General features: G+C 56.4%; 20 protein-coding genes and 1 tRNA gene. 17 read left to right on the top strand and 4 right to left on the bottom strand.

Annotated elements, in window-relative coordinates; genetic code table 11:
- Window positions 1-571 precede the first annotated feature (571 nt).
- The 5 genes from Q4P78_RS06045 to Q4P78_RS06025 all read left to right on the top strand — a co-directional run bounded on the left by Q4P78_RS06045 (window position 572) and on the right by Q4P78_RS06025 (window position 6,711).
- Window positions 572-1,309 carry a DsbA family oxidoreductase gene (locus Q4P78_RS06045; RefSeq protein WP_303339461.1) on the top strand — a complete coding sequence of 246 codons (738 nt, stop codon included), beginning with the start codon at window positions 572-574 and terminating at the stop codon, window positions 1,307-1,309.
- Between the two features lie 131 nt (window positions 1,310-1,440).
- Window positions 1,441-2,136, top strand: coding sequence for a YigZ family protein (locus tag Q4P78_RS06040; protein ID WP_303339460.1), 696 nt, complete (start codon window positions 1,441-1,443; stop codon window positions 2,134-2,136).
- Window positions 2,137-2,493: 357 nt separating this feature from the next.
- A complete protein-coding gene (locus Q4P78_RS06035) occupies window positions 2,494-3,129 on the top strand; it encodes a hypothetical protein (RefSeq protein WP_303339458.1) in 636 nt (211 codons plus the stop codon).
- Window positions 3,130-3,532: 403 nt separating this feature from the next.
- The gene (gene uvrB, locus Q4P78_RS06030; RefSeq protein ID WP_303339457.1) at window positions 3,533-5,686 is read left to right on the top strand and encodes an excinuclease ABC subunit UvrB; all 2,154 of its coding nucleotides are present in this window, start codon (window positions 3,533-3,535) and stop codon (window positions 5,684-5,686) included.
- Window positions 5,687-5,982: 296 nt separating this feature from the next.
- Complete coding sequence (locus Q4P78_RS06025) at window positions 5,983-6,711, top strand: hypothetical protein (RefSeq protein WP_303339456.1); 729 nt, start codon at window positions 5,983-5,985, stop codon at window positions 6,709-6,711.
- Window positions 6,712-7,106: 395 nt separating this feature from the next.
- On the opposite strand, the gene Q4P78_RS06020 is transcribed toward Q4P78_RS06025, so the two are convergent.
- Complete coding sequence (locus Q4P78_RS06020) at window positions 7,107-8,399, bottom strand: hypothetical protein (protein ID WP_303339455.1); 1,293 nt, start codon at window positions 8,397-8,399, stop codon at window positions 7,107-7,109.
- A 195-nt stretch (window positions 8,400-8,594) separates the two neighbouring features.
- Window positions 8,595-11,243, bottom strand: coding sequence for an aminopeptidase N (pepN, locus tag Q4P78_RS06015; protein WP_303339454.1), 2,649 nt, complete (start codon window positions 11,241-11,243; stop codon window positions 8,595-8,597).
- Window positions 11,244-11,473: 230 nt separating this feature from the next.
- On the opposite strand from pepN, the gene Q4P78_RS06010 reads away from it, so the two are divergent.
- Window positions 11,474-11,560 (top strand) — tRNA-Leu (locus Q4P78_RS06010).
- Between the two features lie 370 nt (window positions 11,561-11,930).
- Here the strand turns inward: Q4P78_RS06010 and Q4P78_RS06005 are convergent.
- Window positions 11,931-12,704 (bottom strand): MBL fold metallo-hydrolase, encoded by a 774-nt coding sequence (locus tag Q4P78_RS06005; RefSeq protein WP_303339453.1) that lies wholly within the window; start codon window positions 12,702-12,704, stop codon window positions 11,931-11,933.
- A gap of 105 nt (window positions 12,705-12,809) precedes the next feature.
- Between Q4P78_RS06005 and Q4P78_RS06000 the strand changes: the two genes are divergently transcribed.
- From Q4P78_RS06000 to Q4P78_RS05950, 11 genes are all read left to right on the top strand, one after another.
- A complete protein-coding gene (locus Q4P78_RS06000; protein WP_303339465.1) occupies window positions 12,810-13,490 on the top strand; it encodes a 1-acyl-sn-glycerol-3-phosphate acyltransferase in 681 nt (226 codons plus the stop codon).
- A gap of 275 nt (window positions 13,491-13,765) precedes the next feature.
- On the top strand, window positions 13,766-15,772 hold the full coding sequence (uvrC, locus tag Q4P78_RS05995) for an excinuclease ABC subunit UvrC (protein WP_303339452.1): 2,007 nt from the start codon (window positions 13,766-13,768) through the stop codon (window positions 15,770-15,772).
- Between the two features lie 155 nt (window positions 15,773-15,927).
- Entirely contained in the window at window positions 15,928-16,827 is a 900-nt protein-coding gene (rapZ, locus tag Q4P78_RS05990; protein ID WP_303339451.1) for an RNase adapter RapZ, read from the top strand.
- Window positions 16,827-17,858 (top strand): uridine diphosphate-N-acetylglucosamine-binding protein YvcK, encoded by a 1,032-nt coding sequence (gene yvcK, locus Q4P78_RS05985; protein WP_303339450.1) that lies wholly within the window; start codon window positions 16,827-16,829, stop codon window positions 17,856-17,858. Before rapZ ends, yvcK begins: the two co-directional genes overlap by 1 nt.
- Window positions 17,859-18,049: 191 nt before the next feature.
- Window positions 18,050-19,012, top strand: a complete 963-nt coding sequence (gene whiA / locus Q4P78_RS05980) for a DNA-binding protein WhiA (RefSeq protein WP_303339449.1) — start codon at window positions 18,050-18,052, stop codon at window positions 19,010-19,012.
- 496 nt (window positions 19,013-19,508) lie between these two features.
- Entirely contained in the window at window positions 19,509-20,513 is a 1,005-nt protein-coding gene (gene gap / locus Q4P78_RS05975) for a type I glyceraldehyde-3-phosphate dehydrogenase (RefSeq protein ID WP_303339448.1), read from the top strand.
- Between the two features lie 243 nt (window positions 20,514-20,756).
- Complete coding sequence (gene pgk, locus Q4P78_RS05970; protein WP_303339447.1) at window positions 20,757-21,980, top strand: phosphoglycerate kinase; 1,224 nt, start codon at window positions 20,757-20,759, stop codon at window positions 21,978-21,980.
- A 259-nt stretch (window positions 21,981-22,239) separates the two neighbouring features.
- Complete coding sequence (tpiA, locus tag Q4P78_RS05965; RefSeq protein WP_303339446.1) at window positions 22,240-23,016, top strand: triose-phosphate isomerase; 777 nt, start codon at window positions 22,240-22,242, stop codon at window positions 23,014-23,016.
- 415 nt (window positions 23,017-23,431) lie between these two features.
- Complete coding sequence (locus tag Q4P78_RS05960; protein WP_303339445.1) at window positions 23,432-23,935, top strand: hypothetical protein; 504 nt, start codon at window positions 23,432-23,434, stop codon at window positions 23,933-23,935.
- 96 nt (window positions 23,936-24,031) lie between these two features.
- Entirely contained in the window at window positions 24,032-24,289 is a 258-nt protein-coding gene (gene secG, locus Q4P78_RS05955; protein ID WP_303339444.1) for a preprotein translocase subunit SecG, read from the top strand.
- Between the two features lie 176 nt (window positions 24,290-24,465).
- The gene (locus tag Q4P78_RS05950) at window positions 24,466-24,729 is read left to right on the top strand and encodes a hypothetical protein (RefSeq protein WP_303339443.1); all 264 of its coding nucleotides are present in this window, start codon (window positions 24,466-24,468) and stop codon (window positions 24,727-24,729) included.
- Window positions 24,730-24,909: 180 nt separating this feature from the next.
- On the opposite strand, the gene Q4P78_RS05945 is transcribed toward Q4P78_RS05950, so the two are convergent.
- On the bottom strand, window positions 24,910-25,806 hold the full coding sequence (locus Q4P78_RS05945) for a DUF3800 domain-containing protein (RefSeq protein WP_303339442.1): 897 nt from the start codon (window positions 25,804-25,806) through the stop codon (window positions 24,910-24,912).
- Between the last annotated feature and the right edge of the window lie 190 nt (window positions 25,807-25,996).

The following is a 25,996-nucleotide window of genomic DNA, read 5'->3' as shown; positions in this document are numbered from 1 at the left end:
GGCCGCGATTGCTGCGGCGGTGTATTTTAGGTAGGTTTTCATTTCATCCTTTGGTGATCGTTATCAGCGGCTATCCCATGATTATCGGCTCTATGATTCTCTCACATACCCGCTGAATCATGCCCCCATTTCCGTCACCGTTTCCGACCGATTGTATTTCTAGCGTTGGATATTGCCGTGAAGAAGAGTAAGAATCCACACATACGACCTGCTGAGTGCGGAGGAGCGGTTGAAATTTTTCCTATAGAGAGGTGGGAGTGAATGCTTTAGCGCGTCCATCTCCACTTCTTTAGTATTACGAGCTCCTGGGAGATACTTTCCCGGATTCGCTTGCATCTCAGCCTTTCCGGGTCGTCAGAGGCTCATCCCATGTGGGTGTTTTAGCCGTAGCCTTGCCGGATTGCTGACCGTAGCCTTGCCGGATTGGATAGTAGGGGCTAGATTGAGATTGTTCAGGCAGATAACCGTGATCTGAGCAGATTGAATTTAAAAAACTGGGAATAAATCGAGTCACAGCACGTTGTAGAGTGCGTAGACGATAACCATTCGATAAGAAAAAGGATTAGTACCTATGCGTATTGATATTTGGTCTGATGTTGTGTGCCCTTTCTGCTACCTGGGCAAGCGTAATCTTGAGCTGGCTTTGGCGCAGTTTGAGCACCGCGATGAGGTTGAGGTTGTGTGGCATAGCTTTGAGCTGGATACGACTGCTCATGAGGATCCCGAGATGTCTCTGGCTCAGAAGGTTGCTTCCAAGTATGGCATGACCTTGGAGCAGGCTGAGGAGAGCCAGCGTGATATTGCGCGTCGTTCGGCTGAGGTTGGTCTGGAGTTTAATTGGGAGATTGCTAAGTATGGCAATACCTTCAACGCTCATCGTTTGATTCATTTGGCGACGAGCCAGGGTTTGGCTTCTGAGGCTCAGGAGGCTTTTAAGAAGGCGTATTTCACTCAGGGTCGTTCGGTTGAGCATCTTGATTCTTTGCGTGAGATTGCTTCTGAGATTGGTCTGGCGAGCGCTGATGTTGAGCGTGTGCTCTCTAGCGATGAGTTCGCGGAGGCCGTGCGTGCTGATGAGCGTACTGCGCGTGAGCTGGGTATTAATGGTGTGCCGTTCTACCTGTTGGAGTATAAGTGGGCTATTAATGGTGCGCAGCCGGTGTCGTCGATTTTGGCGGCATTGAATCAGGTGTGGGATGAGTTGCATCCGGCGCAGCGTTTTATGAAGCCTGTGGTGATTCCGCCGCTGCCGGGCACTGAGGATGCTGCGGCGTGCGGCCCGGAGGGTTGCGAGCCCGCCGCATCCTAAAATGATGTCGCACTAACTATATAAGGGAGCCCCCGGTACCGCCGTGTAGGTGCCGGGGTTTTCTTGTGCCCGTGTTCGGTGTCCTTGGGTGTTTCTTTTTGGGGATTTAGGGGAGGGGATACAATACCTATATGTCTATTGATGAGTCGCGCGCGAACCGCTATGTCACGTTGGCGGGTACTGAACCCTATGAGAATTTATTGGAGATTAAGCGTAGCGAGTTTATTGGGCATGTGAAGCGGGTGAGTTCTCAGGAGGAGGCTCGCGCGTATATTGAGTCTTTGCGTAAGACGTATCATGATGCGCGTCATGTGTGTTCGGCTTTTATTGTGGGTGCGGATCGTGATGTGCAGCGTTCTAGTGATGATGGTGAGCCGGCGGGTACTGCGGGTATTCCAATGTTGCAGGCGCTTTTGGCGCGTCAGAGTCGTGAGGACGGCACCACGGATTTGAGCGATATTGTGGCTGTTGTGGTGCGCTATTTTGGTGGTATTAAGTTGGGTGCGGGCGGTTTGGTGCGTGCTTATACGGATGCTGTGGTGCAGACTCTGGATGCTGCGTCTTTTGTTTCTCGCGAGCGTTTACGTGTGGGTGTGATTGGAGTATCTCACGCTCAGGCGGGTCGTTTGGAAAATGATATTCGTACCGCCGGTTTGCAGGTTTTGGGTACAGAATATGCGGATCAGGCCCTTATTTCGGTGGGTGTTTTTGACCGCCCGGAAAGCCTGAGAGAAGCGGAAGAAACAATTATTTCTATTACCTCCGGTACGGGCTCTATTGTTTGGGGCGGTACCGAATGGGTGGATATTCCATTAGCGGGTCACTGACACTCTGTCGACTGTTATTTGACACATGCTGAATTTAAATCACCAACATCCCCATGTGACCTTACTAGCACTTTAAATATCTGCGCCTCTCATACGCGCCCGGATGCCCGGCACCTAACCGGTATGCGGGGCAATAATCTACGTCTGGACGTTGATTAAAAGAGAAGCTGAACAGTGTATCCTCAGTGCATGTCTCAAGCGCCCCTTGAGAGTTTGCTGATGCACACCATGAGGTTTTGAATTTCGAGTGTGTCACGCGTATTTTGCCCGGTCAGCGCGTGCGATAATTGAACTATCTCGCTACGGCAGCGCGGTATCCACTCAAATACAAAACTCTATATAAGGACATTGATTCTCATGTTGCGCGATCTTGCACCCGCAATGCCGGGTGTCCCCTCGGCATCCACTTCTGGCGCCTTCGACCTGACGGCACCTACCCCGGAGCTACCCTCCTTCAATCAGCCCCTACGTGTTGAGCATGCTGGTGGCACTATTGTTCCCGTCCCCGTCTCTGCTCGCGGTGCTGATGCTCTGCTGGTTCAGCTCTCTTTGCGCCATAGTTCCCAGACTCTGGGCAACCAGTTCGCTCGCTCCACCGAAGAGCTGCCCGCATCCGATGGCTTGAGTGTTCCCGCGAATACTTCTGTGCGCATTGTTGTTCAGCAGTGCTCGGGTTCTATTCTCTATTCCGAGGCGACCGGCGCTAAGCTGCCCGTGCTGCAGCTCTCTGATGAATCGGTCTGCACTATTCAGTCTCGTGCTGAGCGTGTGGCTGAGCTGGATGGCTTTGCGGGCGAGGAGCTCTTTAATGGCACCGGTTACCCGGCGTGGCAGTGGCGTATGGTTACCTCTCGTGATTTGGGTTCTGATCGGGCGTTGGCTCAGCTACGTTTTGCTTTGCGTTCGAGTCTGGGTGTGAAGGATCCTTCCGCTTCCTATACTGTGACTTTTGAGTCCACCTGGGGTACTGTGGTGCACTCTGTGCAGCTTTAGCCTTTGAAGTACCCGGTGTATATACCCTGATACCATTCGGCACTAAATAATCTCAGTTCATTATCATGTTGGGCGGTGCGCTATACTCTCAGCGCACCGCCCGACATTTTAGTATATACACCCTATGTATAACGTTTTGATAACGATTTTTAGGAGAGCTGGACATCACACCCGTCTATTCGATAGGGTGGAAGTACCCCCTAAACCGGGGGATACAGTTGACTGCTTTGCAACTATATTCACCGCAACATATTCACCCCAACCACACCCAAGCTGCAGCTCGGCGCCCACAAAAGTGCCGGGCTGCCTTTATATCTGCCGCTCTACCCGTCCCTGCACGCCCATAACGAAAACCCGCCCGCGCATCCACCCCGAAAACACCTCTCGGGGTACACTTAAATCTATGAGTCACGCACCGCAGATTAACCGAACCGTTGCCCCCTTTGAAGTTATTAGCCCCTACCAGCCTGCGGGCGACCAGCCCAAGGCTATTGCCGAGCTGAGCGAGCGCATCCTCAATGGTGAAAAAGACGTGGTGCTCATGGGTGCCACCGGCACCGGTAAGTCGGCAACCAGCGCCTGGCTGATTGAGCAGCTGCAGCGCCCGACCCTGGTCATGGTGCAGAATAAGACCCTGGCGGCTCAGCTTGCCAATGAGTTGCGTGAGCTGCTGCCTAATAATGCGGTAGAGTATTTCGTTTCCTACTACGACTACTACCAGCCCGAGGCCTATGTGCCGCAGACCGATACCTTTATTGAAAAGGACTCCTCGATTAATGAGGAGGTGGAGCGTCTGCGCCACTCGGCGACGAACTCCCTGCTGACCCGCCGCGATGTGGTGGTGGTTGCGACTGTGTCTTGCATTTACGGTTTGGGCACACCTGAAGAGTATATTGAGCAGATGGTTACGGTGCGCCGCGGTGAGGAGATCGACCGCGATAAAATGTTGCGCCGTTTTGTGAATATGCAATACGCCCGCAATGATGTGGATTTCCACCGCGGTACTTTCCGTGTGCGAGGCGATACCGTGGAGATTATCCCCATGTATGAGGAGCACGCGGTCCGCATTGAATTCTTTGGTGACGAGATCGAGGCGATTTATACCCTGCATCCGCTCACGGGTGAGATTATCCGTGAGGAAGAGGAAATGTATATTTTCCCCGCCAGCCACTATGTTGCAGGTCCTGAGCGTATGGCAAAGGCGATCGAGTCCATTGAGGATGAGCTGCAGCATCGCCTGGAGAACCTGGAGGCTCAGGGTAAGCTGCTGGAGGCGCAGCGCCTGCGTATGCGCACCACCTACGACCTTGAGATGATGCAGCAGATGGGCTTCTGCAATGGCATTGAGAACTACTCGCGCCATATTGACGGCCGCGCGCCCGGTAGCGCCCCGCACTGTCTGCTGGATTATTTCCCGGATGATTTCCTGCTGATTATTGACGAATCCCATGTGACGGTGCCGCAGATTGGCGCCATGTATGAGGGTGACGCCTCCCGCAAGCGCACCCTGGTGGAGCACGGTTTCCGTCTGCCCAGCGCCCTGGATAACCGCCCGCTCAAATGGGAGGAGTTCCTGGATCGTATTGGCCAGACCGTGTATCTTTCGGCGACCCCGGGTAAGTATGAGCTTGCCCAGTCCGACGGTGTGGTGGAGCAGATTATTCGCCCGACCGGTTTGGTGGACCCTGAGATTATTGTTAAGCCCACCAAGGGTCAGATTGATGATCTGCTGGAGGAGATTCGCCTGCGCGTGGAGCGCGATGAGCGCGTGCTGGTCACAACCCTGACTAAGCGCATGGCGGAGGATTTGACTGAGTACCTGTTGCAGCACGGTGTAAAGGTTCAGTACCTGCACTCTGATGTGGATACTCTGCGCCGCGTGGAGTTGCTCAGTGAGCTGCGCATGGGTACTTTTGATGTGCTGGTGGGTATTAACCTGCTGCGTGAGGGTCTGGATTTGCCCGAGGTGTCCCTGGTGGCGATTCTGGATGCTGATAAGGAGGGCTTCCTGCGCTCGACTACTTCGCTGATTCAGACGATTGGTCGTGCGGCGCGTAATGTTTCCGGTCAGGTACATATGTACGCCGATAAGATCACGGATTCTATGCGCGTGGCGATTGATGAGACGAACCGCCGCCGCGAGATTCAGCAGGCGTATAATGCTGAGCATGGTATTGATCCGCAGCCTTTGCGTAAGAAGATTGCCGATATTACTGATGTTTTGGCGCGCGAGGAGGAAGATACTCGCGAGTTGCTTGCTCAGCGTAATGCTGCCCACCGTAAGGCGGGTAAGAAGGGCACGAAGAGCCTGGACGGTTCGCGTTCTGCGGTCTCGAATCCTGAGGCGGAGGCGGTGCTTGCGGCGGCGGCTGCGCGTTCGCGTGAGGACGGCCTGGTGGCTGAACCGGCTCAGGATTTGGAGGAGCTGATTGAGCAGTTGAGTGAGCAGATGCGTTCGGCTGCGGAGAATCTTCAATTTGAGTTGGCGGCTCGTTTGCGTGATGAGCTGGCTGATTTGAAGAAGGAGCTGCGCGCTATGCGTGAGGCTACCTCTTAGGCCCGGCTTATCAGGGGCGGTGCGAGCCCGCTCGACTGAACAATTCTCATTGATATATGTGATGTGCGCGGTATGCATCCCGGTGGGGGTGGGTGCCGCGCGCGTCATATATGCGCAGATTTGCCCTTTTGGAGCCGTGACTTGGGTAAATGTCGTATACTTATCATCGTAAAGTTTTCGCGCTGACTGGGAATAAACGCTCAGCTCGGTGCGTTATACTGTATCAGCACCCACCGGTGCGACTCACTCACCCTGTCTGGATCTCAGGCAGTTTTACTCCGGAGGAATATACATCTGTGAACGATACCCCGCGCGTTAGCCGCCGCTCCCTGGCCAAGGGTGCTGCTTGGGCTGCACCCGCTGTTGTCGTCTCTAGCGCAGTACCCGCGCATGCAGCGTCTCCCAACTGTGAACCCGTTGAGGAACGCCTCTTCACCGAACCCAACGCATGGACCATCACCAGTGAAGGTAAGTTTGTTCGTGCAGCAAGTAACGGCCCGCAGACCATCGGTGCCTCGCAATACTATAGCTCCATGACCAGCGCCTACGGCGCACCCTACGGCCAAGGCAGTGCAAAGATTACCGCGACCGCCGTGTACGTGGCCAACCAGGGGTCCGGTTCGTCCTTCGACTCCCGCTGCGGCAAGGACGGCAATAGCATGTACCAGATGTCGTTCAACGTTTCGGCCGTGAAAAGCCGTGTGAACGGTACCGGCGACCCGGTGCACCCCAAGGTTACCGTCAAGCTTCACGCACCCGACGGCACTGTCTACGACTTCTACTTCAGCTCCCAGCAGGGCAACGGCAAGTACAACTACGTAGAACCCAGCGAAGCCGGCACAAAAATCGGCACGAAATACGTGACCAAACGCTACAACTTTAAGGTGATTCCCGGTATTTACCGTTTTGAGGTGACGATCGATATCGCCTCCTCGGGTGAAACCAATAGCGCCTCGGTGATCAATAAGCACCCCGCTAACGGTATCGGCTTCACCCCGCCCACCTTCACCCCCGTCTGGTGGTAAAACGGCGCGAATAAGCCATACATACAATTCAAGGGCCAGGAAAAGAACACACGTTCTTCCTGGCCCTTGAGCAATGAGCGAATGCTATAGCGGGCGGGTCGGTCGGCAGGATGCGACTCGCGAGTTATGACAAACCCCGCGGCATAAGTACTAACCACGGCCAGCCATCTAGCCGATTGAGAGTAATTGGCTCCGCCGTCCCGCGCAGGAGATGAGGCGCGCACCCAGAGCCCGGGAGCCGATACCCGCGACTCGCGAGTTATAAAAATCCCCGGATATCTTACACATCTATCTGTATATGATGTCCGGGGATTTTTAGTGTCTGAGCTGGAGCGGGATATCGGTCCAAGGGCTCGCAACAGAACCCACAGCCCAACCAAAACTCATAAACTCAATTACTTATCTTCAGCCTCAATATACTCAACCGTATCAAAAGTACCGGTCTCAGCCTCAGGCTCATGCTGTTCATCGTCGTCCTCGTAGTCGAGGTAGTCTTCATCATCGAGCCCCAGCAGCTGGCGACCGTAGTATACGGTGACCATGAGCAGCGCGGCACCGGCTACGGCGACCAGAATACCCAAGAAAGGCATGAAGAAGATCAGAGCGATACCAACGAGCAGCACCAGGGCGCTGACTACCTTGAGCAGGGTGAGTACTCGCTGGCTTTCGTCGGGAATATCGGAGGAGGGCAGCAGCTCTTCGGCTTCCTGCGTGACGGGGGAGTCGTGACGTTCTGCCTCGGTGTGCTCGTGCTTCTCCTGCTTTTCTGCCTTGTCGCCTCCGCCGAACATGCCGGCAATAATGCCGCGCTTGCGCACGGGTGCGGGCTGTTCGTCGCGGTGTTCTTCGGCGACGGTGGGGGAGAATGCGTTGGGCACCTCGTATTCTTCGGCGACCGGCAGCAGTTCGGGCACGTTATTGGGCAGGGTCTGGTACCATTCCTGCGGGATTTCTTCGGCGCGTACTGCCTGTACGGTTAGGGAGAGTTCCAGACGGTTGCCTCGAATAGTGCCCCATGCGCTAGTCAGGCGGTTCTTGGAGAAGGCGTAGCGGATCACGGGTGCGAGCTGCTGGGACATTTGGGTGCTTAGGCGACCCACGAGCTTACGATCGTGCAGCACGTCCACGGAGTCGACTACGGTGCCGTCGGAGAGCTTTGCCTGGTTAGCTTCCAGGGTGAGGATTACTCGACCTTCGCCGCTGGGCGGCAGGATGCTGTGCAGGTATTCGGAGTGGTGCTTTTCGTCGAGCACCTTCATGGAGGCACCCTGGGGCAGTAGGGTTGCCTGGGTGGGTGCGTTGTTTAGGGGGAAGAGGGAGCCGGGGGCGGAGAGTGAGAGTTTGCCGTGGCTTTCAATGTAGCTGCCGTTTTCTCCGCGGCGTGCGGTTGCCGAGAGTTGCAGGTTAGCTACGGGTACGTAACCGGAGGCGACCACACGGGTGATGGCGTTCCAGTAGGCGGCGGAGTCTTCGGGGGACATGCGGCCGATTTTGAATTCGTCAATGTAGACGGCGATACTGCGAGGCTCGTAGGGGTTGTCGGGTTCGGGAACCAGATGTGCCGGTCCGTACCAGATGCGCTCGCGGTCGATTTGGAGTTCTTCAAAGACCTGCAGGGTCTCTGCTTCGTAGTAGTCGTCCGTGATGATGTCGACGCTACCGCGGTCGCCTAGCGCGTAATCAGCCATAGAATAACTCCTTGAGTCCGCCAAAAAAGTCGTCTTTTCTATTCTCTCATGCTTTGGGGTGTGCCGCGAACCAAAACGGCGTGATATTACACTGTGTGACATGAGTCTATAGTGGTGCAGTTTAGCCCGGTCAAACTCAGCTGACCGGGCTAAACATCCGCGATATACGGGGTCTAAACCCTCACATTACGGGGCTTAGAGGGATGCGTTATATACCTGAGCTAGAAGGGCACGACGAGCGTGATCTGCCAGTTCAAGCATCAGGCGGCGCAGTGCGCTCGGTGCCTGCTCGTGCTCATCCAACCAGGTCTGAACGGCGAGAATGACCGGGTGAGATGCAATATCTTCACCCTGTGCCTGCACGCTGGGGAATAGGCCGCGCACCACGCGCGATGCCATACCGATCGAACGCTCAGCCCAGATGCGCTCCAGAGCCTCAAAGTAGGGCTCGGTGTACGCCTCGTGCAGTTCCACACCGCCACGCTGGAAACCGCCCGCGGTGGAGGAAAGCACATCATTGGACAGGTTGGTGTCGTTCATGACCTGCTCAAATGCCTGAGCCTTCGCCTCGGGGGTGGGCAGCGCAGCGGAGGCAAAAGCGAAACCATTAGAGGAAATGGAGGAGGGGCTGTAGGCAGAAGCACGCTGCAGATCGTCCAGGCTCACGTGAGCGCGGGATGCCAAGGAGCCCAGAGCCGCCCAGCCAAGGTTCTGATCGTAGGAGATGCCGGTAGCATCGGCAATATCGCCGGTGGTGTCTTCAAAGGCGCCGCGGGAAATATCCTGGCACAGCTCCATACCCGAATCGGTGTGAGCCGAAACGGAAATCAGGGCGCGCAGCAGAATCAGCTGCTGGTCGCTACCGGGAGCCGCGGTGGACAGCGCCGCGCTAAAGGCGGAGTACAGGGTCTCGTAGAGGTCTTCACGCTGGGAGATTGCCGCGAAATGAGCGGTTGCGTACTGGGCGTTGGAGACCATGGAGCTGAGCAGGGATGCGCTGGGTTCCAGACCCACATTGCGTGCCACAGCATCCACAAAGGTGGTCACGGGCAGGCGAGCATCGCGCACGCTATCCCAGAGGGAACCCCAGATTAGACCGCGCGAGAGAGCAGACTTAACGGTAGAAACGCCGGCAATAGCGGCCTGTAGACCGTCGGCTTCACCCAGGCGAACCTTGGCGTAGGTGTGGTCTTCAGCGTTGAGCAGCAGCAAATCAGCTTCACCCACTAGGCGGCGCTGCTCATCATCCAGCGGCACGGTGTAGGAAGGTACCGGCTCGCTCGGGTATTCCAGGGAAATCAGACCGGTGGAAACCAGCTGATCACCCATGAGCTTGAAGGTCTCCAGCTTGAGCTGGTGCGGGCGGCCCAGGCCCTCAGACAGACCCACGGGCAGTTCCTGAACCAGCTTGAGTTCCTTGAGCTGACCGGCATCATCGTAGATACGCTCGGTACCCAGAGAGGACAGACCGGAGGTCTGCAGCCAGGCGCGCGACCATGCCTGCATATCGCGACCCGAAGCCTCGGAAAGAACCGCCAGGAAATCATCCAGAGTGGTGTTACCCCAGGCGTGGCGCTTGAAATACAGGCGCGCAGCCTCAATAAAGGTGTCAAAACCAACGTAAGCAACCAGCTGCTTGAGAGCGGATGCGCCCTTGGCGTAGGTGATGCCGTCAAAGTTCTGGCTTGCCGCCTCCAGGTGGGGGATGTCGGCAACAATGGGGTGGGTGGTGGGCAGCTGATCCTGCAGGTATGCCCACGCCTTGCGGCGGTTTGCGAAGGTCACCCAGGAATCCTGGAAATCATTGGCTTCAATAGCACCCAGGGAACCCATGAAATCGGCGAAGGATTCCTTCAGCCACAGGTCATCCCACCACTTCATGGTGACCAAATCGCCGAACCACATATGAGCCATTTCGTGGCAGATGGTGTTCGCGCGGCCTTCCAGGTCGCTATCGGTGGCACCAGAGACGAAAATATAGTCTTCGGTGAAGGTCACCAGGCCGGGGTTTTCCATGGCGCCCAGGTTGTACTCGGGCACGAATGCCTGCTCGTACTTGGGGTAGGGGTAGGCGTAATCGAAGAGGTCCTGGAAGAAGTCCAGACCGTTCTTGGTCACGGTGAAAATATTGTCGTAGTCAAAGTGCTGCTTGAGCGAGTGACGGCAGTACGCGACCAGGGGAATGGTACCCGAGTTAACTTTGGCGTGCGGCACGTAGGTATCGGTTGCCACGAAGTATTCACCGGCGAGGATTGCGGTGATATAGGTGGAGATACGCTCGGTGGGGCCGAAGACACGCTTGGTAATGGAGGAGTCGCTCGGGTCGACAATGGTATCTACCAGCACGCCATTGGAGCTGACCACCCAGTCCTTGGGTGCGGTCACGCGGAAGTTAAAGACAGCTTTGAGGTCCGGCTGCTCAAAGTTCGGGAAGACACGGCGGCAATCGGCGGGCTCATACTGGCTGTAGAGGTATACGCGACCATCGCTGGGGTCGAAGTAGCGGTGCAAACCCTCGCCCGAGCGGGAGTAGATGGAGGATCCGTGAATGGTCAGCTCATTGTACGCCTGCAGATTGGGCAGCAGGATGCGCGAGCCCTGAACTACATCAGCAAGGGGTAGCAGGGTGCCGTTGAGCTTCACGCGATCCACCGAGTGGTGAATATAATCGATAAAGGTGGATGCGCCCTCGGTGGCGGAGAAACGAACGGTGGTGACAGTGGGGTAGGAAGTGCGTGCAGAGTCTTTTGCGTGCGTCAGGTCGATGTGCACATCGTAGCTATCGACCGAAATCAGAGCTGATCGTTCAGCTGCTTCTTCGCGGGTTAGGTTCTCGTTGTTCATACTCTTAAGTTTACGCGTGTGCGGGAGTTTTATCCTCTTAAAGGCGGAATATGGTTCTTTGTGACGGATAATGACACGACGGGGTGGATTATGACGGTCTTGGGGTGTCTCCACTGGGTGCTTATAGCACGATTATGTGTCGAGGAACACTCTCATATGGTTTGCACTGGAGGTATGGAACCCGTATAGTAGTACCTGTTGCTTCGAATGAAATACTTCGAAAGTCACCTGCGCGGGTGGCGGAATAGGCAGACGCGCTAGCTTGAGGTGCTAGTCCTCGCATTTAGAGGGTGGGGGTTCAAGTCCCCCTCCGCGCACAGACAACCCCGGTTCTTCATGAACCGGGGTTTTTCGTATTTTCCGGCGTGTTGTATCGAAATCCGGGTGAGCACCCAAACCAATCAGGCACGCACAAGGGAAGCTATACGCAGTAATTTTCGCGATTATATTCAATGGGCTGCTGACCATGTAACCAGCAATAATGAGTTTGAGCGTCTCTTGGCTATGCAGATCATCAATAAATATGATGAGGATCTTGAGATAGAACCTGAAGATAAGAAGATGGTCTATGCTCTCAATCAGAAGCTGCATGAGCTCATCTTGAATCCGGACTCAGATGACCTTGAAGCCCGCGCGGGAATCCGCGCGGGCAATACCTTCACTATTCAATGGAAGGAATCGGCGACTCTACCAGCCGCGCTCGCCCCACTCCTCCAAATGAGGACGTTCCGCACCCAGGGTCGTAGACAGGCCGTGACCGGGCAGGACAATCGCCTCATCATCAAAAGCGCCAAAGAGCTTCTCCAGTACATTGGCAAAAAGCTCACCGAATTGCTCGCGAGACTCGGTCTTACCCACACCACCGGGGAAGAGAGAATCGCCGGTAAAGAGCAGGGTTACCGGAGAACCATCATCCCAGGTGCTCTGCAGGGACAGAACCACAGAACCGGGAGTGTGACCGGGTACCGAAATAGCGCGCAACACCGTATCGGACGCGTAGAAATCGAACTCTTCGCCACCGTGCAGAGCGTGCTCAATAGTGACACCCTGCTGCTCTGCAATAGCCTCAATATCGGCAGCGCCGGCATAGGTAATAGCGCCGGTAAATGCCTCCAAACCGGGCAGGGCGCGAATATGATCCCAGTGACCGTGAGTGGTCACCAGGGCGGTCACGCCCAGGGCACGCTGGCGGATACCCTCAAAATCGGACTCGGATTCAATAATGCGCACGCGACGGTCCGCCTCGTCGGTGAGCTCCAGGTGGGGGCAATCCTGCAGCAGGGCATCCAGGGTAAAGGCGTAGAGCTCTTCAGCATCATCGGCGGCGTCAATGAGCAGCTGCTCACCGGTGGCGCGCATGGTAATGAGATAGACGCTATTGTCCATCTCGGAGACGCTCAGGGCGCGCACCGTGAACTCTGCATTCTCAAAAATGAGGGTGGATTCGGGGTAAGTAGTCATAGGCTTATTTTAGCGCGAATGCTTAGACAGCCAGAGGCGCGCTGTGGAATAATAGAAAATGATTGAACATTGGCTAATAGCATTTACGGCTATAAGGAAGGCACTATGGGCATCTACAATATCAGCCAGAAAGCCGTCACCGGTCTGCTGCGCAGCGTCTTTCGCGCACGTATTACGGGCATTGAAAACTTCCCCATGGACGGTCCGGTCATCGTAGCATCCAACCACCTGGCATTCTTGGACTCCATTATTATTTCCGCTATGATGCCCCGCCGCGTGTCCTTCCTCGCCAAAGCCGAATATGTGAACACCCCCGGCCTGCGCGGCAAGGCTATGAAAGCATTCTTTGAGGCGGTGGATATTATCCCCGTGAACCGCACCGACCGCTCCGAGTCCTTCAAGGCGCTCGAAACCGCCCTGGGCAAGCTGGAAGAAGGCAAGGTCTTCGGTATTTACCCCGAGGGTACCCGTTCCCGCGATGGTCACCTGTACCGCGGTAAGATTGGTGTGGCGTGGCTGGCTCATATGACCGGCGCCCCCGTGGTGCCCATTGGTCTGATCGGCACTGACCGTTTGCAGAAGCCCGGCTCGAATATGGTCTACCCTCACCGTTTCACCATTCGTATTGGTGAGCCCCTGTACTTTGAAAAGACCGGTGAGAAGATGACCGGCAAGCAGCGCCGCCAGACCACCGACGTGATTATGGATCGAATTGCTGAGCTTTCCGGTCAGGCGCGTAAGCATGAATATAATGTTTCGCCCTCAGCGGCGCGAGACGCAGGCTAGGTCTGACCCGCCTATTCGCACGATACACTAGATACCGCAGCTTTTAGCCCTTCTCGGTGAAGTCACTGAGCAAAGAAAAGGGGAGAGAAGCTGCGGTATTGTGCTCTATACGAAGATGCTGCACGATATATGCCGGTTGGGGTACATCCCGGGTCGCATACGGCACCGGCACTAGGCGAATTACCGGTCGCATTCAATCGCTACCTTTAACCGCCACCTTTAGCCAGCGCACAGACCGTCAACACCACACAGGCCGCAAACACCAGGGGAGAGATATGGCAGATCCGCAGAGCTACCGCCCGGCAAACGGTGAAATTCCCACCAACCCCGGAGTGTACCGCTTCCGCGATGAAACCGGGCGCATTATCTACGTGGGTAAAGCCAAGAACCTGCGCAACCGCCTCAATAGCTACTTTGCCGACCCGGCGCGCCTGAGCCCCAAAACCTATGCCATGGTGCACACTGCAGCCAGTGTGGAATGGACCGTGGTTGGTAGTGAGCTGGAGTCCCTGCAGCTGGAATATACCTGGATCAAAGAGTTCAAACCGCGCTTTAATATTGCTTTCCGTGATGATAAGTCATACCCCTATTTGGCGGTGACTATGCGCGATAAATTCCCGCGCGCCCTGGTGATGCGCGGCGAGCGCAAAAAGGGCAACCGCTATTTTGGCCCCTATTCTCAGGCGTGGGCTATTCGTGAGACTCTGGATGCGCTCCTGCGCGTGTTCCCGGTGCGTACCTGCGCCCCCGGTGTTTTTAAGCGTGCGGAGGCCTCGGGTCGCCCCTGCCTGCTGGGGTATATTGATAAGTGTTCAGCACCCTGTGTGGGTCGCATTAGCCCCGCTGATCACCGCGCACTCGCCAATGACTTAGCGCGTTTTATGGGCGGTGGCGCAGAGAAGTTCATTGCCCAGCTGACTCGCGATATGAAGGAAGCCAGCGCCGAGCTGGATTTTGAGCGCGCCGCTATTTTGCGTGATGATATTGCCGCCCTGACCAAAGCTTTTGAACGTAATGCTGTGGTGCTTGGCCATACCGTGGATGCCGATATTTTTGCCGTGCACGATGACGATCTGGAAGCCAGTGTGCAGGTGTTCTTTGTGCGTGCAGGTCGTATTCGCGGCCAACGCGGCTGGGTCATGGAGAAGGTGAATGACAGCACCGGCGAGCAGCTGGTGGAGCAGCTGCTCATGCAGGTGTACGGTGAATTGGTCAGCACCATGGGCACCGATGATCAGGCGTCCCAATACGATATTCCGCCCTCGGTGCTGGTGCCGCAGCTGCCCGAGAATAAGGACCAGCTGCAGCAGTGGCTCAGCGGTGTGCGCGGGGCGAAGGTTGAGATTAGCGTGCCTCAGCGTGGCGATAAGGCAGAGCTGATGAAGACCGTGGAGGAGAACGCCCGCCAGGCGCTGACCCTGCATAAGAGCCGCCGCGCCGGGGATATTACCACCCGATCCGAGTCTCTGGTGCAGCTGCAGGCTGCTCTTGAGCTGCCCGATCCGCTCATGCGCATTGAATGTTACGACATTTCCCATGTGCAGGGCACGAATGTGGTGGCGTCTATGGTGGTCTTTGAAGACGGTCTGCCGGCTAAGAGCGCCTACCGTAAATTCTCCATTACCGGGGATGCGGCGCGCGATGATACCGCCAGCATGTATGACGTAATTACCCGCCGTTTTAAGCGCTATCTTGCCGAGCAAGCCGAGCGCGCTCAGCTGGCTTCCGGTGAGATTAGTGCCGAGGAAGCCTCGGAGCAGAGTGCTAAGTTTGCCTATCCGCCGAATCTGGTGCTGGTGGATGGCGGCCCGCCTCAGGTGGCTGCTGCCCAGGCTGCGCTGAGTGATTTGGGTATTGAAAATATTTATGTGGTCGGTATTGCTAAGCGCCTGGAGGAGCTGTGGCTACCCGAGGACGATTTCCCGGTAATTTTGCCGCGCACCTCCCAGGCGCTGTACCTGGTGCAGCGTATTCGTGATGAGGCGCATCGTTTCGCCATTACCTTCCACCGCTCCAAGCGCGGTAAGGCAATGGTTGAGTCGGCTCTGGATTCTGTGCCCGGGTTGGGTGCGAAGAAACGCCAGGCGCTCATTAGTTATTTCGGGTCGGTGGCGCAGGTGCGTGAGGCGAGCTTTGAACAGCTGCTTGAGGTGCCCGGTGTGGGTCCGTCCTTGGCGGCTTCTATCCGCACGGCTCTACACGGGGAGGAATCGGATAGCCGGGAAGCACCCTCCAACCCGGCGGCAGAAGATAGCGCCAAGGCACAGCAGCAGAGCATCTAGAATCTTCTAACGCGCGCACCGAGGTCGGCGCCTTGAGCGGAGTTATTCTCAGTTCGAGGCGTCGACTCGTCATATTCACCCTATTCCGTGCGGGCGCGCGGGAGTGTCTAGTATGATGGTAGAAGCATAAAGTTATGGATCGAAGGGGAACACTCGTGAGCGCTGATACCCACGCCCAGACCGGTAGCGAACGTCCGCAAATCCTGGTCATTACCGGTATTTCCGGTGCAGGTCGTAGCACCGTCGCCAATGTCCTGGAGGACGAAGGCTGGTATGTGATCGACAATATTCCGCCGCAGATGCTCGGCACTCTCACCCAGCTGGTCACCTCCGAGGGTTCTCGCGTGTCCAAGGTGGCTCTGGGTATTGATGTGCGCGCTCGCGCTCTCTTTGCCGATCTGCCCGCCGCTATTGAGGAGCTACGCAAGTCCAATGTTGACTTCTCCATGCTCTTTCTAGACGCCAAGGACGAAACCATTATTGCCCGCTACGAGGCGCAGCGCCGCCCGCATCCTCTGCAGGGTGAGGGGCGCATTCTGGATGGTATTAATGCTGAGCGCACTCTCTTTGAGGCTCTGCGCACCTCCGCCGACCGCACCATTGATACCACCGGCATGAATGTGCACCAGCTGGCGGCAACCGTACGCGAAATGTACGCCGAGGGTGTCAACGCTAAGAAGCTGAACCTGACTGTCATGAGCTTTGGCTTTAAGTACGGTGCCCCCACCGACGCCCACTATGTGGCGGATATGCGTTTTATTCCCAACCCCCACTGGATTCCCGAGCTGCGCCCGCTGACCGGTCAGGATGCCCCCGTGCGCGACTATGTGCTTTCTCAGGCGGGTACCGAGGAATTCATTAGCAATTACATTGCGGCTCTGCGCCCGGTGCTTGAGGGCTACCGCCGCGAGGGCAAGTATTATGCAACTATCGGTATTGGTTGCACGGGCGGTAAGCACCGCTCCGTGGCGGTTACCGAGGAGATTGCTCGCCGTCTTTCCGCCTACCCGGGTGTGAATGTGAACGTTCAGCATCGCGATAAGGGGCGTGAATAATGGCGGTTGAGCCCGGCCCGGTTACACGCAATATTCACCTGAACACCCGCGCTATTCCGCTCATTAGCCCCGGTTCTAGCCCGGTTAAGGTGACCGCCTTAGGTGGTGGCCACGGCTTGTACGGTTCGCTTTCGGCGCTGCGCCATGTAACCCCGGATGTGACCGCCATTGTCACGGTTGCTGATGACGGAGGATCCTCGGGTCGTTTGCGCGATGAGATGGGTATTCTACCTCCCGGGGATTTGCGTATGGCTCTCTCGGCGCTGTGCGATGACTCGGATTGGGGTCGCACCTGGCGCGATGTTATGCAGCATCGTTTCGCGCCGCCGGAGGGCTACACCGGCGAGTTTCCCCTGGATTACCATGCGATGGGTAATCTGCTGATTGCTTCCCTCTGGCAGCTACTGGATGATCCGGTGGCGGGTCTGGACTGGGTGGGTGCTCTGCTGAATGCCCGCGGTCGCGTGCTGCCCATGGCTCTGGACCCCCTGGTGATTTACGGTACCGTGTTGCGCGAGCGCGGCAATGCTATTGAGCGCGTGCGTGTGAGCGGCCAAGTGAATCTTTCCAAGGAAAAGCGCGTACACGATATCGGTCTGGAGCCGGCAAATGCCCGCCCCTGCCCGCAGGCTCTGGAGGCTATTGAGAACGCCGATTGGGTGGTTCTGGGCCCCGGTTCCTGGCGTACTTCGGTGCTGCCTCATCTGCTGCTGGATGCTCAGCGTGAGGCTCTGAGCACTACCCAAGCGCGTAAGTGCGTGGTTATGAACCTGCTGTTGGACGACAAGGAAACTACGGGGCTGAGCGCGGCGGATCATGTGGAGCTGCTGCATCGCCACGCCCCCGATATGGGTATTGACGCGATTATTGCCGATATGCAGGGCATGGGCGAGCATGAGGAGCTGCAGCGCGCTGCCGATGCTCTGGGTGCTCGCCTGGTGTGGGCTCCTGTGCGTAGTAGTCGCGAGCCCAATGTGCACGATCCGCTTAAGCTTGCCGCTGCCTATAGTGAGGTATTCCGCGGCGAGTAGGGTTTATCTGCTGTATCTTCCGCGCCGGTGCCTGTCTGCTCTGTAAACCTGCAGAATGCGGGCGCTGGCGTGGGGGATAAGCCCCCCCGTTTTTCACACACATACACATTCCACAAAGAGACTCGAACGGCATTTCACCCGTTGATCTAGCGCTCTGGTACAGCGCGTCGATTATGACAGAAAGGACCATTGTGGCACTGACCCCTCATGCCAAAGTCGAGTTGGCGGCCCTGCCTCTGGAAACTCACCAGCAGAAGCGCGCCGAACTGGCGACCATTTTGCGTTTTACTAATGCTCTGCACCTTTTGGGTGGCAAGATTGTGATTGAGTCTGAGGTGGATAGCGAACATGTGGCTCGGCGTATGCGCCATATTATTGCAACGGTTTTTGGGCATTCTTCCGAGCTGACCATTATTAGCGGCGGTCTGCGCCACGGCAGCCGCTATATTGTGCGTGTTTTTGAGGGCGGCGCGACCCTGGCGCGCCAGACCGGTCTGCTGGATGCGCGCGGCCGCCCGGTGCGCGGTCTACCGCCGATTGTGGTCAATGGTTCCAAGGCGGATGCCGCCTCCATTATTCGCGGCGCGTTTTTGGCGCATGGTTCTTTGACCGAGCCGGGCCGTTCGGCTGCCATTGAATTTACTTGCCCCAGTACGGAGGCTGCTCTGGCGCTGGTGGGTGCGGCTCGTCGCTTGAATATGGTGGCGAAGGCTCGTGAGGTGCGCGGTGTGGATCGTGTGACGGTGCGCGATGGCGATACGATTGAGCTGATGCTTTTTACGATGGGTGCCCATAATACCCTGAACGCTTGGCGTCAGAAGCGAACCTATAGGGATGAGCGCGCTACGGCTAATCGTCTGGCGAATTTTGATAATGCGAATCTGCGTCGCAGCACTCAGGCTGCGGTAACTGCCGGGTTGCGTGTGGAGCGTGCCCTGCAGATTTTGGGTGATCAGGCCCCGGAGCATTTGCGTGCGGCGGGTATGTTGCGCGTGCAGTACCGCCAGATGTCCCTGGATGAGTTGGGCCAGATGGCTCAGCCTCCGCTGAGTAAGGATGCGATTGCCGGGCGTATTCGTCGCCTACTGCTGCTGGCGGATCAGCGCGCGGAACAATTGGGTATTCCGGGGACTATGCCCGAGGGGCTTGGGTAGTTTCTGGCTGTATCTGGGCGTGGGATTGATACCGCCTCAAAGAGGTATATAACTAAGAACAGTCTCCTAAATCAAGGGGTGCATGTGGTTAAGCTGCCGGTGAATCCGGTGCTTATGGTGGGTGCGAAAAAACCCACATAAACCAACATGCACCTCTTTAGCGTGTTTAGGCTAGGCTTTCCTTGGATTTCCGGGCTTTTGAATGGTGGGTGGCGTGCGTCGGAAGAGTTATAGTCAATATTGTTTTATGTGGGTTTTCACTCAAAGGGAGTTGAAAATAGCCCGAAAATGCCCCGAAACCCACATAAAACCAATATAAAATGGGCTATTCGTGACCCAAAACACGCAAAAATCTAACATAAAACCACCCACGCACAGGGGTTTTAGGGTAGCATTGATAGCAACACAGGGTGCGCGGCACGTGCAACACAGAGTACGGAACGCCATCAATCGGTTCGCCGCCCACCACACAACGCACTGACAAGGAGAAATTTCAGTGACTGTACGCGTAGCAATCAACGGCTTCGGCCGCATCGGCCGTACCTTCTTCCGCGCAGCTCGCAAGGAAGGCGTTGGCTTCGAGATCGTTGCAATCAACGACCTGACCAACGTTGAGACCCTGGCACACCTGCTCAAGTACGACTCCATCATGGGTCGCCTGGATGCAGAGGTTGAGGTCAAGGACGGCGCACTGGTTGTTGACGGCAAGGAAATCAAGGTTCTGGCTGAGCGCAACCCCGAGGACCTGCCCTGGAAGGACCTGAACGTTGACGTCGTTCTGGAGTCCACCGGTTTCTTTACCGACGGTACCAAGGCTAAGGCTCACCTGGAAGCAGGCGCGAAGAAGGTTATCCTCTCCGCACCCGGCAAGAACATTGACGGCACCTTCGTGATGGGCGTGAACGACGACAAGTACGATCCCGCAAACCACCACATCGTTTCCAACGCATCCTGCACCACCAACTGCCTGGCTCCCATGGCAAAGGTTCTGAACGATGCATTCGGTATCGAAAAGGGTCTGATGACCACCATCCACGCATACACCGCGGATCAGCGCCTGCAGGATGCACCCCACTCCGACCTGCGCCGTGCACGTGCAGCAGCAGTGAACATGGTTCCGACCTCCACCGGTGCAGCAGCAGCTGTTGGCCTGGTTCTGCCCGAGCTGAAGGGCAAGCTGGACGGTTTCGCAGTGCGCGTTCCCACCATCACCGGCTCCATCACCGACCTGACCTTCACTGCTTCCCGCGAGGTTACCGTTGAGGAAGTCAACGCAGCAATGAAGGCAGCAGCTGAGGGCCCCATGAAGGGCATCATCCACTACTCCACCGACCCGATCGTCTCCAAGGACATCGAGGGCGAGTCCATCTCCACCGTCTTCGACGCACCGCTGACCAAGGTTATCGGTGACCAGGTGAAGGTTATCGCTTGGTACGACAACGAGTACGGTTACGTATCCCGCCTGGTGATGTTCACCAACAAGGTTGTGGCATCCCTCTAAGCCCTAATGCTTAGCTAGCATAACCCCGGCGCCTGTCCCTTTTCGGGCGGGTTGCCGGGGTTTGCTCTACCCGCACCCCTCTCCGGCTGCCGCGCGCAGCGGGCAGAGACGCAGGCTCGAAAAAGCCCGTTAGAAAAGGCTCGAAAAAGCCCGAAATATTTAGCCCGCCACCCCTGTCAAACGGGGCATTCGCGGGTATCATAGAAGTATTCTCAAATTATTACACCTATGGAGGTAAACCCCATGGCTAAGGCACTTGCAGAGCTGCTGGAAGAAGGCGTCGCAGGACGCTACGTGCTGGTTCGTTCCGATCTGAACGTACCCCTGAAGGACGGCGTGGTCACCGATGACGGTCGTGTACGCGCATCCCTGCCCGTGATTGATAAGCTTGCCAAGGCGGGCGCACGCGTAATCGTGACCGCTCACCTGGGTCGCCCCAAGGGTCAGGTAGACCCGCAGTACTCCATCGCACCGGCAGCAGCACGCCTGGCTGAGCTGGCTGAGGTTCCCGTACTGGTCTCTGAGGACCTGGTCGGCGAGGACGCCAAGGCAAAGGCAGCAGCCCTGAAGGACGGCGAAGTACTGGTTCTGGAAAACGTCCGCTACGATGCACGCGAAACCTCCAAAGATGAGGCAGAGCGCGGCGCATTCGCCGACGAGCTGGTTGCACTGACCGGTGAGAACGGCGCCTACGTTAACGACGCATTCGGTGCGGTACACCGCAAGCACGCATCCGTCTACGATGTGGCAAAGCGCCTGCCCTCCTACCTGGGCGATCTGGTGAAGAAGGAAGTAGACGTACTGGCAAAGACCATTAACGACCCCGAGCGTCCCTTCGTGGTCGTCATGGGTGGCGCAAAGGTCTCCGATAAGCTGGCAGTGATCGACAACCTGATCGGCAAGGCAGACACCATCCTGATCGGCGGCGGCATGGGCTACACCTTCGCCTACGCACGCGGCTACGAGGTGGGTCAGTCCCTGCTGGAAAAGGACCAGGTCGAGAACGTACTGCGCTACCTGAAGGAAGCACCCGAAAAGGGCACCGAGATTGTCACCGCAGTGGACGTTATCTGGGCTGATGACTTCAGCAATGACGCCAACTGGGAGGTCCGCCCCATCGAGGATATGACCGGCGGCAAGCTGGGCGCAGAGGCTGAGGGTCTGGACATTGGTCCCGAGACCCGCAAGATCTTCGCTGAGAAGATCAAGGGCGCAAAGACCGTATTCTGGAACGGCCCGGTGGGCGTATTCGAGATCCCGGCATTTGCTGAGGGCACCAAGTCCGTGGCTGAGGCTATTGTTGCTTCCGACGCCTTCTCCATTATTGGTGGCGGCGACTCCGCAGCAGCAGTGCGCACCCTGGGCTTCGAGGATGAGCAGTTCGGCCACATCTCCACCGGTGGCGGCGCATCCCTGGAGTACATTGAGGGCAAGACCCTGCCCGGCCTGGAGGCACTGGGCGCCTAAGCCCCTATAACTCTTGTCTAAGAGGTTAGATAAACCCGCGCCGCTCGCACCACTTCGTGCGGGCGGCGCGGGTTTATCTATTTCTTTATCCCGGGTTTTCTATCCTGTGTTCTTCTATCCGAGGGGTGCGCAGGATAGCTGTGGTGGATATATCCGCATATTATCGCCCCGGACGGTGTAAAAACCGCCCCAAAACCACTAAAATAGAGAGTGGAAATATTCCCGAAACATACCCTCATCGAGGGGTTAGGAGCGAACAATGTCGCGTAAGCCGCTGATTGCCGGTAACTGGAAGATGAACCTGAACCACACCGAGGCTGTGACCCTGGTGCAGAAGCTCGCCTGGACCCTGGACGACGCTAACTTTGACTTCAAGGCAACCGAAGTTGCTGTCTTCCCTCCCTTCACTGACATCCGCTCTGTGCAGACCCTGATCGAGGGCGACAAGCTGGACATCGCATACGGCGGTCAGGACCTGTCCGTACACGACTCCGGCGCATACACCGGCGAAATCTCCGGCGCATTCCTGCAGAAGCTGGGCGCTAAGTACGTGCTGGTTGGCCACTCCGAGCGTCGCGAATACCACGGCGAGAGCAACGAAGTCTGCGCAGCTAAGGTGCAGGCAGCCTACAAGTACGAGCTGACCCCCGTGCTGTGCGTGGGCGAGGCGCTGGAAATTCGCGAGGCAGGCACCCACGTTGAGTTCACCCTCGAGCAGCTGCGCGGTTCCATCGAGGGCCTGAGCGCTGAGCAGGCTGAGACCCTGGTCATCGCATACGAGCCGGTCTGGGCTATTGGTACCGGTAAGGTTGCAACCGCTGAGGACGCACAGGAAATGTCCGCAGCTATCCGCGCCGAGATCGCTAAGCTGTACTCCGCAGATATTGCTGAGAAGGTACGCGTGCTCTACGGTGGTTCTGTCAAGTCCTCCTCCGCTCCCTCCATTATGGCTAAGGACGATGTGGACGGCGTGCTGGTTGGCGGTGCATCCCTGATTGCTGACGAGTTCGCAGCTATCGCTCGTTTTGACGCCTAATATAGTCTAGGCTGTGTGCTTGCATACATAAATAGTGGGGGAGTATAGTTAAAACTATCGGGAGCAGTTTTCTCCAATGGCTGCAATCCCGAGCAAGAGATTCATCTCATCCTCCTTTCCTGATTCGACCCGTCGCATAGAAGCGGCGGGTCGAATTAGGTTAAAGTCGGGAAGTGCGAACTACGCGGGTGCGTGGTGAGTTGAGAGTGTAAAGGAGCGGGGGAGTAAGGCTCGAGCTAAACGAGCTGTGTTGCTTGAAGTGTGGCTGCTTGAACTTTGTCTGGACAAACGCGACTGACTGAATATACTTGCCCAAATATAGCTGCCCAAATGTAGCCGTCCGAATGTGCCTGCCTGAACTTAGCTGAGCGCAAAGCCACTTTTAGTCTTCAGTTCGCCTGGGTAGACTAAAACCATGAGCTTCTTGATTAACCTGGCACTTCTGGCACTCATAGGCATCGTCTTCTACACCTGGTGGCGCGCCCGCAAAGTCAACCGACCCATGCTCGGAACCCCCGGCGGCAACGATGAATTCGGCCCCATGGAAAAGGGCGCCGACAGCCCCGCCGCACAGGCACAGCAGGCCCAAGCACAAGCCATGGAGCAGGCGTTCGAAGCACGTAAAGACACGGTGCTGGATCTCATCTTTAGCCGCACCTCCAGCCCGGAAATCCCCGCGCAGCTCAAGCTCCGCGACTGGATCGATATGGGCTTCTATGTAGAAGGCGGCGCCTATTGGGCGGGTGCTCAGCAGTACACCTACTACCTGATTGAGCGCGGCTATGTGCGTGCCTTTGACACCGAGGGTGATGAGCTGACCGCCGAGCGTGTGCTGCGCGACCGCCCCGATACTTTCCAGCTGACTCCGAGCGAATATCAGCGCCGCTACCATGAGCGTCAGCGCGGCGCCTCGAACTAGGGTAGTTTAGAGCGTAATCTGAGCGCGTTACATAGCCAGGTTCGCCTTAATGCGGTAAAGTAGTAGGGTTAGTGTCAATCGAGCAAGGAGCCATCCGTGGATACTCTTATGAACGTGCTGCTGGGTATTATTGTGATCACCAGCGTTATCGCGATTCTGCTGGTTCTGCTGAACCGTAGCCAGGGTGGCGGTCTGTCCGATATGTTTGGTGGCGGTATGACCACCTCGCTGAACTCCTCCGGTATGGCGTCGAAGAACCTTGTGCGCCTGACCGTGACCGTGATTATTATTTGGGCACTGGCGATCATTGCCTACGGCCTGTGCCTGCGATTCAACGGCCAATTCGTGCTATAGAATCACAACCTGAACTTGTGAAACCCCGGTACAAACGTGCCGGGGTTTTCTCATACCGACGTAGCTTAAACTGTCCACGCGGGGTAATACAGTGGCGCTATCACGCAATCACCGGTATGAGATTACCGATGAGCAGACACAAACCACTGAATATTTACCACCGATAGAGGAGAGAAATGATACAGCGAGAAGCACAGATGCTCAGCCCTGAAGCGTTGGCAGCATGGAACGCCTATAAGGTTCCGGTAATACTGGCAGAATGGAAGCTGAGCGAAGAAGAACAGAAAGCCTTCGACGCGCTCTACGAGCAGCGTACCCTGGAACTTATGCGAGAGACTGTGTTACCTATTGCCCGTAAACACAATCTGCGTGTGGACTGGGACGGTAGCCTGGCGCAGCGTATCCATATTGATGGGCTGGTACGCATTAATATTATCTAGATGTGCGGATTGTCTGCGGCTATATGCTGTAGAGTGACGGGCTGTGAGCGTAGAAAATGCTTAATGAATCATGCAATACATGACTCAATAGACACTATCGACGCTCACAGCCTATAGAAAACCGTCAGCATATTCTGGGTACGTACATAGCGCGCTGAGTCCTAGTGCTCGGAGCAGAAACTAGTGCGCCAAACGATGCGACATGCGGTGCGCATCCATAAACGCAGCCACCGAAGGGTACACCAGCTGAGTACGCGCATCCACCAGAAGCAGAGGAACATCCTCATCAAGCATATGCGCCTCATCCTCTAAGGAACAGAGCAAACGCTGCACAGACCACGCCACAAAATCCGCGGCGCACAGACGCTCATCCTCATCCGTATGACAGTGCATAAAACGCGGCATTAAACACTGCGGGCACTGCTCATAACGCTCCGTAAGTACCCGAATATCACGGGCACTTGCGCTCTCATTCTGCTCATCAAACTCCATGCTCTCAAGCAGCGGAGCAACATGAGCGCAAAAGGCACCCAGCGTATCCAAACACTCATCTCGCGGGGGCTCATAATCCCCAAAAGACTTACCCTCAGCCACGCGCAAAGAATGCTCCACCGGGTCCTCCAGCCACACCACCACAGGGCAGAGTAGAGCATACTTTGCGGTGAGATGATGCATGCGCTGCATCATGCTCTTCTTCAGCTTCGCCTGATCCGTACCCGCACGCTGAGCATAAGGACAGGCGTGCATAACATGCTCAGGGTAGGTGTTCTTATTGCGGTTCTCAGGCACCGCCTTAAGATTGAGCGAATGAACAGCCTGGTTCAGACTATGCGCACGCTGACCCTCAGCCAGCACAGCCGCCATAACATACATAAAAGGCTGAGGCGCATCCGCATTAAAATTTACCGCGCTTTCATCCACAAAAACCTGCTGCATTTCTGCAGAAGCCAGACGGGGGAAAGAGTTCACCTCAATGGGGATGAACGCATCCGGCACGGGGCGGGTAAAACGCCCGTGCCAATCGGGCGGGAAGTACTCACGCTGCTTGCGCGTGGCACCGGAGATATAGGTAGACATAGCACACTCCTAGCGATATAGCCGGGTGGCAGCACCCGACACTGGGCATATATATTCAGCATACACCACATAGCAATAGTCGTGCGGTGTAATTCACAATATTACATATAAAAGAAGAGGCTTTGCCGGGTCTGACGAGTATTACCTCGTGCGGGAATTCACGTACTTTCCGCTTATGACACAACCCCGC

The organism is Rothia sp. (in: high G+C Gram-positive bacteria), assembly GCF_030540545.1.
Classification (GTDB): Bacteria; Actinomycetota; Actinomycetes; order Actinomycetales; family Micrococcaceae; genus Rothia.
Note: the sequence above shows the minus strand (reverse complement) of the source record. Positions and strands in the feature narration are given on the sequence as shown.